Raw genomic sequence first — 16,124 nt, 5'->3', positions numbered from 1 at the left:
TCTTCTTAGGTTTCTGCGAGCTGATTCTCGAGGGCAAAGGCTTCGAACGCCTCCGGCGGCACCGCAGGACAGAACAGGTGGCCCTGTCCGTAGTCGCAGCCCGCAGCCATCAGGATCGCCTTCTGTTCCTCGGTTTCGATGCCTTCGGCAATGACCTTGATGTGCAGCGCGTGCGCCATGCTGACGATGGCGCTGCACAGGGCGATGTCCTTCGGGTCGTGCGCCAGGCTGCGTACAAACGATTTGTCGATCTTGATGTAGTCGATCTCGAAGCGCTTGAGATACGACAGCGACGAATACCCCGTGCCGAAGTCGTCGAGCGCAATCTCGATGCCGGCCCGCCGGAAATCGTTGAGGTGCTCGACCACTTCCATGCTCTCTTCTATCAATGCGCCTTCGGTGATCTCGACCACGAGGCTGTGCGGCGGAATCCCACGGCGCTCCACGACCTTGGACCATGATTCGTCGCCGGCTTGATTGGCACGAAACTCCACCGGCGACTTGTTGACCGAGACCTGCAGCGCGCTGTCGAGCACGGCGTGCCAGCGTGTGATCTGGTTCAGCGCGTCGTGCAGGACCCAGTTGCCGATCTCGACGATCAGGCCAGTCTCTTCAGCCACCGGAATGAAATCGGCCGGATCGATCTCGCCGCGCAGCGGATGCGTCCAGCGGATCAGGGCCTCGGCCTTGCGCACCTTGCCGCTGCGCAGGTCGATGATCGGCTGGTAGTGCACCGCGAGTTGCCCTTGCTCGATCGCCACGCGCAGGTCGCTCGTCACGCGCAGACGCTCCTGTTCCGCGCGCTGCAGCGCGGGGGTGAAGACGGCCCATTGATTGCGCCCCGCGCTCTTGGCCGAGAACATCGCCTGATCGGCGCGCACCAGCAATGACTCCGCGCTGTCGGCGTCGCGCGGGTACAGCGCCAACCCGATGCTGGCCGATACTTCAACGCTTTCTTCGCCAAGCCGCAGCGGCGCCGCAATACGCGCCAGCAGGCTGCGGATGATGGGCGCGGCCGCGCCAGGGTCCGGCAGGTTCGGCAGGATGACGGTGAACTCGTCGCCGCCCAGCCGCGCGACCGTGTCGGTGCCGCGCACGACGGCCGAGATACGGCGCGCGATCTCCTTGAGCAGCACGTCGCCATGGTCGTGGCCGAGCGTGTCGTTGACTTCCTTGAAGCGGTCCAGATCGATGAACAGCAGCGCCAGTTGCGCGGACGACTGCCTGGCCCGCTCAATCTCCTGACGCAGGCGGTCGTAGAACAGGTGCCGGTTGGGCAGATCGGTGAGCGCGTCGAAGTTGGCCTGTCGCCAGATGACCTCTTCGGCGCGCTTCTTTTCGGTCATGTCATGGATGAGCGCGACGCGACGGGGTTTGCCGTCCGTCAGCCCGCCAAACGTATCGATGGTAAGCAGCGCGGGAAACTCGCTGCCGTCCTTGCGGCGGATGAGGTATTCGCCGCTCCACGTGCCCTTGTCGGCGACGGCTGCGCGCATGGCGTCGACCACGGCTTCGTCATTGCACTCGGAGCGGATGACCTCGCTGGACTGCCCCTTGAGCTCCTGCGTGGTGTAGCCGGTCGTGACGGTGAAGGCCGGGTTGACGTCGACGATGTTGCCGTCGAGCGTCGTCACCATCATCGCTTCACTGCTGGAGGCATACACGAGCGAGGCCAGGCGCATGTCCTCCACGTGCCGCTTGCGTTCAGCGATGGACCTGCGCAGCGTGAGATATAGCAGCGCGATCAGCAGCGTCGAGGCAACAGCCTCGGCCAACGCGGTCTGGCGGTAGGACTGATAGGGCGCCAGGACCGACGCTACCGATTCGCCAATCAGGAAGTAAAGCCCGATCTCGGGCACATGGTGGTAGCCCACGATGCGCTCGACGCCATCGGTGCCCGAGATCACACGGTAGCTGCCCGATTCCGGTGAGCCCGCCTGGTTGAAGTGACGCACGCGCGGTGGCTTCTCGATGCCCATGTCCGGGTTGGGCACGCGCGCGATGACCTGACCGGACTCCTTGATGATGGTGGCGGCGCCATCCTTGCCGATGGCAAGCGAGTTGGAAAAGCTCGCGAATTGTTCTGGGCTGACGGAAACCACCATGACGCCCGCAAACCGCCCGGCGTCCAGGATCGGCCGCGTGAACTGGATCGACCATTTCTTCGAGACCTTGCCCTGCACCGGGTCGCTGATGAACAGCGAGTCGCGCCCGCCCGCCTCCTTGTGCACGCGGAAGTGCTCGCGCTGGCTCAGGTCGACGCGTTCGGTGACGGGCGCGATGCTGGAGTAGAGCAGCAGCCCATCCTTGTCGATGACGGCCACCTGGAAGGTCAGGTCGCGCACCACGTCCTGCCGCTCGTGGATGACACGCTTGAACACCTCGCGCCCGGCCAGCCAACTGGTGCGCAGGTCGAGCAGGAATTCCGACAGGCGCCGTGCGCTACCGAGCGAGTATTCGCCAAAGGCCTGGGCTTCGAGTTGCGTGCGGGTTTCGGCGTCGTGGGTCAGGCGGTTCCGCTCCTTGCCGAGCTGAGACGACGTGAACGACCAGATGGCAACGAGACATGCCACCGCCCCAAGGTTCAGCGGCGACAGGAGCCCCCGCAGGCCCCCCAGCCGCCGCAACATCGTATTGTCTGAGGTATTCGATTGCTCCAAGACCACCCCAACTCCAGCGTTTCTTATGCCCAGTCGTTTTGGGCGCGCAGGACTGTCCGCGATGTCGGCAACGCCACCCACCCACTATATATATCGGCACGGGCTGTGTGTGCCTTAGCCGTAGTGTTGGGACGCGTGATAAGTGCGCGACCGTGTACTTGGAGTGTTTGCCTATTTCAGGCGGGAGAAGGTGTCAACGCATATTGTCCAGGATGCCGCGTGCTCGGGCGCGGGTGCCGGGGGTTGCGGCTTCGGCGGCGTGCGCTGCTGTGCATCGGCGGATCACCGCCAAGCACGACGATGCGATGCAGAGGGCCTGCGCGTAGTAGCCGCGCCGGGCCAGCAGCCGGTGCAGGGCCGGCAACCGGTACGACGGCACGCTCGCGGCCAGATGGTGCTCGACGTGGAAATTCACCCGGTTGGGCCCGATCAGCAGACGCCCGAGTGGCCCGGCCAGCGTGGTGCCTGTGTTCTGGCGCGGGTCACGTGCGAGGTGGTCCGGCACGGCGACTACGTGCACGCCCGGCCAGCACGACGGAGGCCAAGACCCACGCAACCGGATGCGGCCACACCGCCGGCAGCGCAAAGGCCGCCGCAATCAGTGCGAAGTTGACCGCCGTGACCCACCACGCGTGCAGGTCGGACGGCGTGGCCAGCGTCTTGAGTTCAGCCTTGTCGATCACGCGCAGGACAGACGTCGTGCGGCCTCCGCATCAACGCGAGTAGAACGCTTCCTCTCGTGCCGCCATCTCGCGCAGCAGCTTTGGCGGCGTAAAGCGGCGGCCATGCTCGGCGGCCAGGCGTTCGCACAGTTCGACAAACGGGCCGATCCCCACGCGATGGATGTGCGACACCGGGCCGCCCCGGAACGCCGGGAAGCCCCAGCCGAGCAGCGCACCCACATCGGCATCGCGCGCGTCGTTCAGCACGCCTTCATCCAGGCAGCGCGCTGTTTCGACCGCCTGCACGGTGATCAAGCGGTCGATCAGCGTCTGCACGTCGGGCTGTGTGGCTGCTTGGTGGTACTCCGCGGCCAAGCCTGGCCACAGCGCCTTCTTGCCGTCGGCCGGATAGTCGTAGAAGCCCCGGCCCGACTTGCGGCCGATGCGGCCCAGCGCCACCATGCGCTCGGCAACGGCCTCGCCTGGGCGCTCGATGTAGGCGACGCCCAGGTCCGCTCGGGTTTGCTGATTGACCTTGTGGATCAGCTCGCTCGACACCTCGTCGATCAGCGCCAGCGGGCCGACCGGCATGCCGGCCAGCAGCCCGGCGTTCTCGATCAGCGCGGGGGCCACGCCTTCAGCCAGCATCGCCAGCCCTTCGAGCACGTAGGTCGAGAACACGCGGCTCGTATAAAAGCCCCGGCTGTCGTTGACGACGATGGGCGTCATGCCGACCGCCTTGACGTAGTCGAGCGCTTGCGCCAGCGTGGCCTGCGTGGTCTGCCGGCCGACGATCACCTCCACCAGCGGCATCTTGTCGACGGGTGAGAAGAAATGCAGGCCGATGAAGTTGCCCGGCCGGCTGCTGGCTTCCGCCAGCCCGGTGATCGGCAGCGTGGAGGTGTTGGACGCGAAGATGGCGTCTGGCGACAGCACAGCCTCCGCCTTGCGCGTGACGTCGGCCTTGATATCGCGCTGCTCGAACACGGCCTCGATGACGAGATCGGCGCCGTCCAGATCGGCATACGACGTGGTCGGCTTGATGCGCGCAAGCAGCGCCTCGGCTTGCTCTGCATGCAGGCGGCCGCGCTGTACCTGTTTCTCGACCAGCTTGCGGGAGCAATCCTTGCCGCGCTCGGCTGCGTCTTGCGTGGCGTCGAGCAGCACGACGGACACCCCGGCCTTGGCTGTGACGTAGGCAATGCCGGCGCCCATCATGCCGGCACCCAGCACGCCCACTCTTGCATACCGGCGTACCGGAACGTCGGCCGGGCGTGCCGCCAGCTTGTTGGCTGCGTTCAGGCTGAAGAAAAGGGTACGGATCATCGCGCGCGCCTCAGGCGACAGCACGGCCTGCACGAAGTAGCGCGCCTCGGTCTTCAGGCCCGTATCGATGTCGGTGATCAGCCCTTCGTACACGCACGACAGGATGCTGGCGGCCGCCGGATAGTTGCCGACCGTCTTCTGCCGCAGCATGGCATTGGCCGCAGTGAAGAGCTGCTGCACAGCGGGGCTCGCAATGGCGCCACCGGGCACCTTGTAGCCCTTGATGTCCCAGGGTTGCTGCGCGCGGGTTTGCCCTTCGCCCAGCAGCCACGCGCGGGCAGCGTTGATTTCATCCCCGGCATTGACCACCGCATCGAGGATGCCGAGCTTGAGCGCATCCGCCGCCTTGAGCCGCTTGCCTTCAAGTAGCAGCGGCAGCGCCTTCTGTACGCCAATCAAACGTGGCAGCCGCTGCGTGCCGCCGCCGCCTGGCAGCAGGCCCAGCGTGACTTCGGGCAAGCCGAAGCGTGCGCGGGCGTTGTCGGCGGCCACGCGGTAGTGGCACGCCAGCGCAATCTCCAGCCCGCCGCCCAGTGTGGAGCCGGGCAGCGCGGCGGCCACCGGTTTGCCACACGTTTCCAGCTTGCGCAGCGCGCGGTGCAGCTGGCACGTGCGCTCGAACAGCGTGGCCGCATCGTCGCTGGCCTGCAGCCATTCGAGGTCGCCGCCGGCAATAAAGTCAGGCTTGGCGGAGGTGATGAGGATGCCCTTGACGTTGGCATCTGCGGATACCTGGTCGATGGCGGAGAAGAAGGCGGCGCAGGTTTCGCCGTTGAGCACGTTTTGCGCACGGCCGGGTTGGTTCCACGTGAGCGTGGCGATGCCGTCGGCGTCGATGGTGATGTCGATCATGTCAGCACGCTCCTTAAACGCGTTCGATGATGGTGGCAATGCCCATGCCCGCGCCCACGCACAGCGTGGCCAGGCCGGTGCTGGCACCGCGCCGCTCCAGCTCGTCGAGCAGCGTGCCGAGGATCATGGCGCCCGTGGCGCCCAGCGGATGCCCCATGGCGATGGCGCCGCCGTTGACGTTCATCTTGTCGTGCGGCACGTTCATGGCTTCCATGAAGCGCAGCACCACTGCGGCGAAGGCTTCGTTCAGCTCGTACAGATCGATGTCCGACGCGCGCATGCCCGCGCGCTTGAGCGCTTTCTCTGCCGCATACGACGGGCCCGTCAGCATGATCGACGGCTCCGAGCCGATGCTGGTAAAGCTGCGGATACGCGCACGCGGCTTGAGGCCAGCGCGCTGGCCGGCTTCGCGGCTGCCGATCAGCACGGCGGCCGCGCCATCGACGATGCCCGAGCTGTTGCCGGCGTGATGCACGTGCTCGATGCGTTCCAGTTCCGGATAGCGCTGGCGGATCACGGCGTCGAAGCCGTATTGCTCGCCGAGTTCGGCGAACGACGGCTTGAGCTGCGCGAGCGTGTCGACGGTGGTCTGCGGGCGGATCATCTCGTCGCGGTCGAGGATGGTCAGGCCGTTCTGATCGCGCACCGGCACGATCGAGTGCTTGAACCAACCGGCGCCGGCCGCGGCATGTGCGCGGCGATGGCTCTCGGCGGCATAGGCGTCGACATCGCGGCGGCTGTAGCCCCACTTGGTGGCGATGGTGTCGGCCGACACGCCCTGCGGCACGAAGTACGACGGAATGGCGATGGCCGGGTCGACCGCCCACGCGCCGCCGCTGGCGCCCATCGGCACGCGCGACATGCTCTCCACCCCGCCGCCGATGGCGAAGTCGCTCTGCCCGGCCATGACCTGTGCGGCGGCCATGTTGCACGCTTCCAGGCCCGAGGCGCAGAAGCGGTTGACCTGCACGCCGGCGGTCGTTTCCGCATAGCCGGCGGCCAGCACCGCCACGCGGCCGATGCAGGCGCCTTGCTCGCCCACCGGCTCCACGCAGCCGAGCACCACGTCGTCGACGAGCGCGGTGTCGAGCTGGTTGCGGTCACGGATGGCGCGCAGCGCGGTTGCGGCCAGACGCAGCGGCGTCACGCCGTGCAGGCTGCCGTCTTTCTTGCCCTTGCCGCGCGGCGTGCGCACGGCGTCGTAGATATAGGCTTCCATGGGATTCGATCCTCGGGTTTTCGGGTCAGAGGGTACGGGCGATCAGCTCTTTCATGATCTCGTTGGTGCCGCCGTAGATCTGCTGCACGCGGGAGTCCGCCCAGGCGCGGGCGATCGGGTATTCCCACATGTAGCCGTAGCCGCCGTGCAGTTGCACGCAGCGATCCATCACCTTGAACTGCAGGTCGGTGGTCCAGTACTTGGCCATGGATGCCGTGGCGGCATCGAGCTTGCCGGCCAGCTTGAGCGCGATGCACTGGTCGACAAACACGCGGCCGATTTGTATCTCAGTCTTGAGTTCGGCCAGCGCGTGGCGCGCGGTCTGGAAATCGATGACGGGTTTGCCGAAGGCCTGGCGTTCGCGCACGTAGCGCAGCGTCCAGTCGAGCGCGCCCTCGGCCGAGGCGATGGCACCGATGGCGATTTGCAGGCGCTCCCACGGCAGTTCCTGCATCAGGTAGGAAAAGCCGCGGTGCTCTTCGCCGAGCAGGTTTGCAGCGGGCACGCGCACGTTGTCGAAGAACAGCTCGGCGGTGTCCTGTGCTTTCATGCCGACCTTCTTCAGGCGCTTGCCCTTGCTGAAGCCGTCCATGCTCGTGTCGACCACAAAGAGGCTCGTGCCCTTGGCGCCGCCCTCCGGCGTGGTGCGCGCCACGACGATCACCACGTCGGCGTGCCAGCCATTGGTAATGAAGATCTTCGAGCCGTTGAGCACGTAGTGGCTGCCGTCGCTGCTACGTGTCGCGGTGGTGCGCACGCCTTGCAGGTCGGAACCGGCGCCGGGTTCGGTCATGGCAATCGCGCCAATCATCTCCGCGCTCGCCAGCTTGGGCAGGTAGTGCTGCTTGAGCGATTCGCTGCCGTAGTGCAGCAGATAGGGCGCGACGATTTCCGAGTGCAGGCCGAAGCCCAGGCCCGTGGCGCCCGCGCGGTAGATCTCTTCGATCAGCACGGTGCTGTAGCGGATATCGGCCCCGGCGCCGCCGTACGCTTCGGGCATGCTGGCGCAGTGGTAGCCGGCGGCGGCGGCTTTTTCCCAGATGGCGCGGTCGACATAGCCTTGGTCTTCCCAGCGTTCGTGGTGAGGCAGGACCTCGGCTTCGACGAAGCGGCGGACGGATTCGCGAAAGGTGTCGTGTTCGTCTTCGAACAGCGTGCGGGCAATCATGACGGCTCCGGATGGCAATGGCGGATGGTTGCCGTATTTCAGCAAGCGGACGACAATTTCGGTTGATCTGAACCGCCACGTTCTTGATATGAGAAGACAGTCGAAACCGTCCTCCAAACTCCCCGACCGAGCCCGCATCGCCATCCTGCTGCCGCCGCGCCTGTTTGCGGGCTACGTATTCCTCACGCAGGAGATGCTGCTGATTGCCGGCACCATGCAGGCGCGCAGCGTGGATGTGATGGGCAGCCGCCTGTTCGAGGTCGATCTGCTGTCGGCCGACGGCAATCCGGCCACCAGTTTTGCCGACATGGCGGTGCCCGCGAGTGGCGCGTTGGAGTCGGCCGGCCAGCACGATGTGGTGATCGTGCCCGGCCAGTTTGCGCCGCAGGCGGCGCTGGAAGGGGAGGAGCAGGCGTTTGCCGGTTGGCTGCGCGCGCAGTACGACGCGGGCGCGCTGGTGGTTGGCCTGAACGCGGCGCCGCTGTTTGCCAAGGCCGGGCTGCTGGATGGCCGCCGCGCCACGGGGCTCGCGAGCGAGCGCGCCTGGTTTGCGCGGCACTTTCCGGCCGTGCGCTACACGCCCGACAAGTCCCTGGTAGTGGATGGCCGCCTGATTACCGTCAGCGGCATCAACCCGGCGGTGGACGCCTGCGCGTATGTCATCGATCACTGCCGGGGCGCGGGCGCCTCGCGGCGGATGTTGCGCACGGCGCTCACGCAGTCGTTGCCGTCTTATGAGCACATGGCCGTGTGGACGGCGCAGTTCAAGCGCCACGGCGATGCGGCCGTGCTGGCCATCCAGGAGATCGTGGAACGGGAGTTGGCCGCGCCGCCCGCGCTGGCAGAGCTCGCCGCCCAGGCGGCGATGAGCGAGCGGACCCTGACACGCCGCTTTGCCACCGCCACCGGCAGTAACCTGCGGCGCTATGTGGCGGCGTTAAGGCTGGAGTTGGCGGCGTTCCTGTTGCGCACGCGGCGGCAGTCGCTTGACCACATCGCGGACGAATGCGGCTTCGGCAGCGTCAGCGCACTGAGCCGCGCGTTTGCAGCGGGCCACGGATGCAGCCCGCTGCGCTATCGGGCACAGCAGCGCGGCCAGCGCGGCGCTTGAGCACATCATGGCCGCAGCAGATCGAAGCCGGCGAGCAGAACAATGCCCGCGAGCGCGGTCAGCGGCAGCGAATGCTGCCCGAAATACAGCAGCGCGGCGGCCAGCCAACTGGCCGCGAAGAAAGCACTTGTGCGGTTCATGATCACACCTGGTTGTTCTGCGATGGGAGCGGCGCTGCCGGCACATCACGTCCATCACGTGTGCTGAAAGCGGTACTCCTGGGTCTTGCCGCCGTAGCCGTAAGCCGCGGCGCGTACGTCCTGTATATAGATATACGACTCTTCGTGCAGGTTGCCGAGCAACTCGACAAAAGCCGCAAACGCCTCGGCGATGTACTGCGCCTTCTCCGCCTTGGTGTTGGTTTCGTCCGTCACCTTGATGTCGAAATAGACGCTGTGCTTGCCCTGCGCGGCCAGCGTTTGTCCGCCGACGATCCAATCCGCCGGGTCGACGTAGTCGATGGTGATGGCGGTGACTTTCGGGTCCTTGCCGAGGATGCGGGAGGTGAGTTCGAGCAGCGTGGCGGAAATCTTCTGCGTCATCTGCGCAGAACGCTGGGCACTGACTTTGACGTTGAGGATCGGCATGATGGTTCTTCCTTATTGGTTAGCAATGCAACTATAAGAGGTTAAAAAAACGCTCAGGTCAGGGTCGAGCGCACGCCCCGGATCTTCGTTACCGTGTCGGTGAACTCCGCGCTGCCCAGTACGCGCTTCAGACGTGCGGTGACTGCGCCGCTGGCCTCGTTCAACGCCACACCAATCTTCATTGCCTCGCGCGTTGGGAAGATGGCGGATTCGCGGCCATCGGCTTCTGTCTTGCGGCGTTCGATCAGGCCCTTGGCTTCCAGGCCGTCCAAGGCCCGCGTGGCGGTCGGGCGCGTGACCGACATCGTTTCCGACAACTCGCTTTGCAGCATGCCGGGGTGGTCTACGACAGCGCGCAGCATGAAGCCTTGCGGCGGTGTCAGATCGAAAGGTGCAAACGCTTCTGCCCAGACTCGGTCGAGCTTGCGGGCCAGGGCGGTGGTGTTGAAGTAGAGGCAGTGGTCGAACATGGTGAAGTGGATGATAGGTTCATATTGTTAGATATGCAACTTGTTTTTGATGATGAGGATTGCGATTCTTCGGAAGGGGCACGCATGCCCCTTCCCATCAGCCACGTAAGACGTGACGTGCGTTTGTGCGGGTCAGAACGAGTGCTTCAGGCCCACGCCCGCCAGGACGGTCTTCGCGCCCGGCGCGGTGCCGCCCGCAACGATCGAGGTCTTGAGGCTCTCAAGCGGATCGGCTGTTCCCACGGCACCGGCATCCACGTAGACCAACTGCACATACAGCGTGGTGCGCTTGGAAAACGCATAGTCGTTGCTCAACACCACCGACTTGGTGGAGCTGTTGTGCGCGCTGCTTTCGTACTTGCTGTAATAGCCGGCAAGCGTTGCGGTATTGCTGGCGCTCCACTTGTAGTCCAGCCCGGCACCGATCGATTTGACGTCGGAAACCCGTGCCCCGCTGGGCGCATTGTTGGTGGCGTCAATGTAGTTGAGCTTCCCGGTGAAAGCGCCAAACGGAACGGCGACGCCCGCGCTCCACAACTTGCTGAGGGTTTCGCCCGAGCCGCTGTCGGCAATCGTCTGATAGCCGAGGCCGACAGTCACCGGGCCTGTGTACGTGGCGCCGAGCGAGACTTCGTTGCCCTTCTTCAGCCCGCCCGCGACTTCACCCAGCGAGTAGGCCACGCCCATCCAGACCGGGCCAAAGCTGTTCGAATACTGCACGGTGTTGGCGGTGAACACGCCCACATCGTTGCCGGGGTTCGTGCCGGCGCCCATGGCGTTTGCGGGCGCCGCCAACTGGTTGTAGGCCCAGCCGTAGAGATTGGAAAACTGCTCCTTGAAGCCGCGTGCTTCGGTGCCGATGGTGCCGATCAGGGCCGGGCTGTATTGACGGCCGAGCGTGATCGCTCCCCAATCGCTGCTGATGCCGACGTTGGCCTGCCGGCGGAAGATCTCTGAACTGAAGCCGGGGCCGGTCGTCAGCGTGCCCGTATCGCTGCTGTAATGCCCTTCCAGGTTGAAGGTGGCCTTCAGTCCGTTGCCAAGGTTCTCGACTCCCCTGAGCCCCCAGATGCTGGGGCTGATGCCGCCGGACATCAACTCCGTGACGCTGCCCGAATTGTTTGCGCTCCGATTGCGGTATTGCAGCCCGGCGTCGACCGTGCCGTAGATCGTGACTGACGATTGCGCCATGGCTGCGCTTGCAGCACAGCCCAGGGTTGCTGCGAGGGCGTAGATTCGAAGGCGTTGGTTCTGCATGTTGTCTCCGTATTGTCTTTGTTGGATCTGTGGTGTGCGCCGATTGCCAGAAGCGCGTTCGGCGCGGGGCGGGGCTTTGCAATACGCGTACCAAGATTCGGGCGTTGTGCGGCGCCAGCGTTTGCGTGGCGCAGCTTGGCGCTGTGATATTCGGGATGCGGTGTCTGTACGCGCGGTCCAGCGCGCAGCGCGCTGTGGCAAGGCGGGACAGTGAACACAACATGCAGCACACGTCTGCTCACGGATTGAACAGGGCGCAGCCTCTATCTCAATGGTGCGTTCTGCATCCAGCGGTCTTCCAGTTCCCGCCAGGCGCGCAACACGTTCAGGGCGTGTCGAGGGGTGAAGTTGCGCCAGTCGCGATAGGCCTGACCAGAGGCGTAATCGAGCGCGTGTGCCGCGTCTGCGCCGGTCTCAATGGCGTCGGCAATCGCGGTGTCGAGCATGTCGAGATACGCCAGTGTCGGGCGCAGCGTCTGTGCCGGGGTGCCGACGGCCGTGCCGATCACGATGTCGGCGGGCAGTGGTGTGAGCGAACGCAGCGCCTGCCGCCACCCGAGCAGTGAGCCTTCCTGCAAGTCGGGCACCCGTTGTCGATATGCCAGGCCGCCGACGCAGAGTACGCGTCGCTGCGGCGCATACAGCACGGTATCCGAGGCGCTGTGCGCTGCGGCATGGATGCGGACTTGCCACGCGGTCTTGCCGGTGTGCAGCCAGTCGCCGTCGCGCAAGGCTGGCTCGGGATAGACGATCGGCGTGCCGCGTATGGCGCGCTCGCCCAGCATGCGGGTCAGCCTTTCCAGGCATGTTTCGCAACGCAGCCGCATCAGGCTGGCGGTGGCAGCCGAAGCCAGGAAGGCGGGGCGCGGCTGCAACTGGGCAAAGGCCGCGTTGGCCAGCACATGCTCGGGGTGGGCGTGCGTGTTGACCACCCAGCGGATGGGTTCGGCGGTGAGATTCCGAATGGCGGCGATCAGGCGGTTGCCCCAGTGCAGATGCGGTCCGGGGTCCACCACCAGCACGCCGTTGCCCGTGACGTGGATCAGCGTCGGGACCACTTCACCGGCATTGGCGCGTGCCGCCTCGGCATTGTCTGCGCGTGCTGCGTACAGGCCGTCCTGCAGACGCAGCAACGAGACGCGCGCGGGTTGCGCGAGAGCAGGCGGGGCCGGGTTGAGCATCACGGCAAGCATCAGGCGCATCCAGCGGCGCCGCGTGTGCGCGGGCGCCATGTCAGCGGGCCAGAACGGCGCTCTCATAGGTTGGATAGAAGCGGGTCACGTTGCGCACGTACTCGGCAGGCATCCCGCCCCACCGTGCGTAGTCGGGCGCCACCGGCATGGCGAGCACCTCGGCCAGGTCGCGTCCTTCTTCGGCCGCGCGGCGCATGCGCGCATCCAGCCAACGCAGATATCCGCGTGTCTGGGCAATGGCGTCGGCCTTGCCGAGCGCCGGCCCATGGCTGGGAATCAGCACGCGGGCGCCGCTCGCGCTCACGATGGCCTGAAGCTGATCCAGGCTGGCAAGCCAGCGCTGGATGTCGGCATGCGGGGTGGTGGGAATGCGGTCCCGAAATGCCAGGCCGCCTGCAAAGACCACGCCGCTGGACTGGTCCACCAGGACGAGGTCGTCGCTGGTGTGTCCATCGAGCCGGATGAGCTCGATGCGATGGTGGCCAAACGTGCGTTGACCGGGCGCCAACGGCTGGCTGGGCGGTGTCGGCTCGGTGTTCTCCATCCAGTTGCCGCAGAGTCGGTAGAGGTTGTCGGCGTAGGCTGCGCCTTCGCGTTGTGCGCCGGCGATGGTGCCCGGCAGCGCCTGGGCGCCGACGTCGGCATAGGCTTGGTTGCCGAAAAAGTAGTCGGGGTGCAGGTTCAGGTTGAACACCCAGCGCACCGGCGCCGACGTGACGGAGCGGATGGCCTGGCGCTGCTGCGCGCCGTAGAGGGCCGAGGGTCCGGTGTTGATCACGAGCACACCGTCGCCGGTATCGATGAACCCTGTATTGATGATGTTGCAGCCGTTGGCCGGTGCGAAATCGGCGTTGGCGCCTTCCAGCACCCAGACATCGGGCGCAACCTTGCGCGGTGCGAGATGGTAGTCAAGACCCTGTGCCCGCTCTTGCGCCATCGCCGCCTGCATTGCACAAGACAGCACGATGCCAAGCCATCGGTTCATGGTGTCACCTGTGCGCGGATGCGGTTGCCGTTGTTGTCGACGCCGGCCACCGAGATGCCCCGTTCTGCGGGGCCGTTCAGGTCGAAGGAGAAGATCGGGTTTTCCGCCACCGGCTCATACAGCGCCAGCCGGAGCATGGGCTGATGCCGGCTGTCGAGCAGATCCAGCCGCTCAATATGAAACGCGGGGATGCCCGCGACGAGGCCTGTGTCCATCGGATGCATCACGCGCAGGCGGATGCGCGCCCCCGACCCGCCAAAGCCGGGAAACACGCGCGACTCCACCTGGTTCAACGTGGCGCTCCAGGTGGCGTTCTGACGGGTTGCGCCCGGCAGCGTGCATCCACCCCCGGTTGCGTCCACCAGCAAGGTGCCGACATGCCACACGCCATCCTGCGCCAGCGCCGCCACACGCACCGGCGAGGCCTCCTGCAGCTTGAACCGGAACGACAGGGCAGGGCGCGCCTTCAACGGCTCGAACTCCAGCACTTTGCGGATCGGGTTGCGGTCGACCATGACGACGATGCGATCGACCTTGCCAAGCGCCGAGGCATCGAAGGCAATCGGAACCTGCATCGCGTCTTCTGCAAATGCGGGCCCGGTGATCTTGATGCGGTTGTCGAACGCCGTGGGTGCGGCACCTAGAAATTCCTGTCGGATCAACGGCCACAGCGGCGAACCGGCGGGGTCGGCGGCATCGGCCCATGCGGGCGGGGGCACGCAGGCGAAGGCCAATGCGGCAACGGCACAGCCGCGCACGATGGCTGCGGCAACGGGTTGGGCCATGTTCATCGCGGTCTTTGTCGTTTTGATGGCCCGCGAGCACTGCGAAATGCGTGCCATCGGCGAGGCGGCCTGTGTGGATGGCTGGCCTGCGATTGGCGTTGCGCTTTGCAACAGTGGGTGTTGCATTCTGGAGCAGTCGCACGAGCGTGGAGGGCGGGCAGCCGATTCCTGAAGGGGCGAACCGTCAAAAAACCAGGGTGGCCCGGGTTTTGCAGATTACGCACGGACCCAGCGCAGACCAGAACGCTGACGTCACCACTCATACATCAGGAGACAACCCATGCGTTACGCCCATCCCGGCACTCCCGGCGCCATCGTTTCGTTCAAGCCGCGCTACGGCAACTTCATCGGCGGCGAGTTCGTCGCGCCGGTCAAGGGCCAGTACTTCACCAACACCACGCCGGTGACGGGCGAGGTGATTGCCGAATTCCCGCGCTCGACCGCCGAGGACATCGACCGCGCCCTCGACGCCGCGCACGCAGCCGCCGACGCCTGGGGCCGCACTTCCGTGCAAGACCGCTCGCTGATCCTGCTCAAGATTGCCGACCGCATCGAGCAGAACCTCGAACTGCTGGCCGTGACAGAAACGTGGGACAACGGCAAGCCGGTGCGCGAAACGCTCAACGCTGACATCCCGCTGGCGGCAGACCATTTCCGCTACTTCGCCGGTTGCATTCGTGCGCAGGAAGGTTCGGCGGCGGAGATCAACGAGCACACCGTCGCGTATCACATCCACGAACCGCTGGGCGTGGTCGGGCAGATCATCCCGTGGAACTTTCCGCTGCTGATGGCCGCGTGGAAACTGGCGCCCGCACTGGCCGCCGGTAACTGCATCGTGCTCAAGCCGGCCGAGCAGACGCCGCTGGGCATCAATGTGCTGATGGAGCTGATTGGCGACCTGCTGCCGGCGGGCGTGCTGAACGTCGTGCATGGCTATGGCAAGGAAGCCGGCGAAGCGCTGGCCACGAGCAAGCGCATCGCCAAGATCGCCTTTACGGGTTCGACGCCGGTGGGCTCGCACATCCTCAAGTGCGCTGCCGAAAGCATTATTCCGTCGACGGTGGAGCTGGGCGGCAAATCGCCCAACATCTACTTTGAAGACATCATGCAGGCCGAGCCGAGCTTCATCGAAAAGGCGGCAGAGGGTCTCGTGCTGGGCTTCTTCAACCAGGGCGAGGTGTGCACGTGCCCGTCGCGCGCGCTGGTGCAGGAATCGATCTACAGCCGCTTCATGGATGCGGTGATGACCAAGGTGGCCGCCATCAAGCGCGGCGACCCGCTCGATACCGACACGATGGTCGGCGCGCAGGCCTCGGAGCAGCAGTTCTACAAGATCCGCAGCTACCTGGAATTGGCCCAGGAAGAAGGCGCCGAATGCCTGATCGGTGGCGATGTTGAAGTGCTGCCCGGCAATTTGTCGAAGGGCTACTACATCAAGCCGACGCTGCTCAAGGGCAACAACAGCATGCGCGTGTTCCAGGAAGAGATCTTCGGCCCCGTGATTGCCGTGACGACGTTCAAGGACGAAGCACAGGCCATCCACATCGCCAACGACACCGAGTACGGGCTGGGCGCTGGCGTGTGGACGCGCGACATCAACCGCGCTTACCGCGTGGGCCGCGCCATCAAGGCCGGGCGCGTGTGGACCAACTGCTACCACCTGTATCCGGCGCACGCGGCATTCGGTGGCTACAAGAAGTCGGGCGTGGGCCGCGAGACCCACAAGATGATGCTCGACCACTACCAGCAGACCAAGAACCTGCTGGTGAGCTACGACACGCAGCCGCTGGGCTTCTTCTGATGGTGCGGGCGTAGTACGACGCGGCATGCGCGTAGCCATCGGCATGCG

Annotated in this window: 15 protein-coding genes; 2 read left to right on the top strand and 13 right to left on the bottom strand. The window is 65.4% G+C overall.

The window, feature by feature from the left end; translation table 11 throughout:
• Positions 1-5 precede the first annotated feature (5 nt).
• The 6 genes from B4F51_RS18010 to B4F51_RS17985 all read right to left on the bottom strand — a co-directional run bounded on the left by B4F51_RS18010 (position 6) and on the right by B4F51_RS17985 (position 7,887).
• Positions 6-2,630 (bottom strand): bifunctional diguanylate cyclase/phosphodiesterase, encoded by a 2,625-nt coding sequence (locus B4F51_RS18010; protein ID WP_296227832.1) that lies wholly within the window; start codon positions 2,628-2,630, stop codon positions 6-8.
• 223 nt (positions 2,631-2,853) lie between these two features.
• Positions 2,854-3,180, bottom strand: coding sequence for a fatty acid desaturase (locus B4F51_RS18005; RefSeq protein ID WP_296227788.1), 327 nt, complete (start codon positions 3,178-3,180; stop codon positions 2,854-2,856).
• A complete protein-coding gene (locus B4F51_RS18000) occupies positions 3,143-3,343 on the bottom strand; it encodes a hypothetical protein (protein WP_296227787.1) in 201 nt (66 codons plus the stop codon). Before B4F51_RS18000 ends, B4F51_RS18005 begins: the two co-directional genes overlap by 38 nt.
• A 30-nt stretch (positions 3,344-3,373) precedes the next feature.
• On the bottom strand, positions 3,374-5,500 hold the full coding sequence (locus B4F51_RS17995) for a 3-hydroxyacyl-CoA dehydrogenase NAD-binding domain-containing protein (RefSeq protein WP_296227786.1): 2,127 nt from the start codon (positions 5,498-5,500) through the stop codon (positions 3,374-3,376).
• Positions 5,501-5,513: 13 nt separating this feature from the next.
• Positions 5,514-6,719: an acetyl-CoA C-acetyltransferase gene (locus tag B4F51_RS17990; RefSeq protein ID WP_296227785.1), complete on the bottom strand. Its 1,206-nt coding sequence runs from the start codon at positions 6,717-6,719 to the stop codon at positions 5,514-5,516.
• A gap of 25 nt (positions 6,720-6,744) precedes the next feature.
• Complete coding sequence (locus B4F51_RS17985; protein ID WP_296227784.1) at positions 6,745-7,887, bottom strand: acyl-CoA dehydrogenase family protein; 1,143 nt, start codon at positions 7,885-7,887, stop codon at positions 6,745-6,747.
• An 88-nt stretch (positions 7,888-7,975) separates the two neighbouring features.
• Here B4F51_RS17985 and B4F51_RS17980 point away from each other — a divergent pair, with 88 nt between their 5' ends.
• Positions 7,976-8,998 (top strand): GlxA family transcriptional regulator, encoded by a 1,023-nt coding sequence (locus B4F51_RS17980; protein ID WP_296227783.1) that lies wholly within the window; start codon positions 7,976-7,978, stop codon positions 8,996-8,998.
• 5 nt (positions 8,999-9,003) lie between these two features.
• Here B4F51_RS17980 and B4F51_RS17975 read toward each other — a convergent pair whose 3' ends face one another.
• The 7 genes from B4F51_RS17975 to B4F51_RS17945 form a co-directional block, all read right to left on the bottom strand.
• Complete coding sequence (locus B4F51_RS17975; RefSeq protein WP_296227835.1) at positions 9,004-9,144, bottom strand: hypothetical protein; 141 nt, start codon at positions 9,142-9,144, stop codon at positions 9,004-9,006.
• Positions 9,145-9,192: 48 nt separating this feature from the next.
• The gene (locus B4F51_RS17970) at positions 9,193-9,585 is read right to left on the bottom strand and encodes a tautomerase family protein (protein WP_296227782.1); all 393 of its coding nucleotides are present in this window, start codon (positions 9,583-9,585) and stop codon (positions 9,193-9,195) included.
• 53 nt (positions 9,586-9,638) lie between these two features.
• On the bottom strand, positions 9,639-10,055 hold the full coding sequence (locus tag B4F51_RS17965; protein WP_296227781.1) for a MarR family winged helix-turn-helix transcriptional regulator: 417 nt from the start codon (positions 10,053-10,055) through the stop codon (positions 9,639-9,641).
• Positions 10,056-10,187: 132 nt separating this feature from the next.
• Positions 10,188-11,312 (bottom strand): porin, encoded by a 1,125-nt coding sequence (locus B4F51_RS17960; protein WP_296227780.1) that lies wholly within the window; start codon positions 11,310-11,312, stop codon positions 10,188-10,190.
• A 263-nt stretch (positions 11,313-11,575) separates the two neighbouring features.
• Positions 11,576-12,544 carry an MBL fold metallo-hydrolase gene (locus tag B4F51_RS17955; RefSeq protein ID WP_296227779.1) on the bottom strand — a complete coding sequence of 323 codons (969 nt, stop codon included), beginning with the start codon at positions 12,542-12,544 and terminating at the stop codon, positions 11,576-11,578.
• A 1-nt stretch (position 12,545) separates the two neighbouring features.
• Positions 12,546-13,490, bottom strand: a complete 945-nt coding sequence (locus B4F51_RS17950; RefSeq protein ID WP_296227778.1) for a quinoprotein relay system zinc metallohydrolase 1 — start codon at positions 13,488-13,490, stop codon at positions 12,546-12,548.
• A complete protein-coding gene (locus B4F51_RS17945; RefSeq protein ID WP_296227777.1) occupies positions 13,487-14,275 on the bottom strand; it encodes a quinoprotein dehydrogenase-associated SoxYZ-like carrier in 789 nt (262 codons plus the stop codon). Before B4F51_RS17945 ends, B4F51_RS17950 begins: the two co-directional genes overlap by 4 nt.
• Before the next feature lie 280 nt (positions 14,276-14,555).
• On the opposite strand from B4F51_RS17945, the gene B4F51_RS17940 reads away from it, so the two are divergent.
• Positions 14,556-16,076 (top strand): aldehyde dehydrogenase family protein, encoded by a 1,521-nt coding sequence (locus B4F51_RS17940; RefSeq protein ID WP_296227776.1) that lies wholly within the window; start codon positions 14,556-14,558, stop codon positions 16,074-16,076.
• Positions 16,077-16,124 lie beyond the last annotated feature (48 nt).

Origin of the sequence: Ralstonia sp. UBA689, from assembly GCF_002298975.1 — a bacterium.
GTDB lineage: Bacteria > Pseudomonadota > Gammaproteobacteria > Burkholderiales > Burkholderiaceae > Ralstonia.
This window is presented reverse-complemented; position numbering and strand designations above follow the sequence as displayed.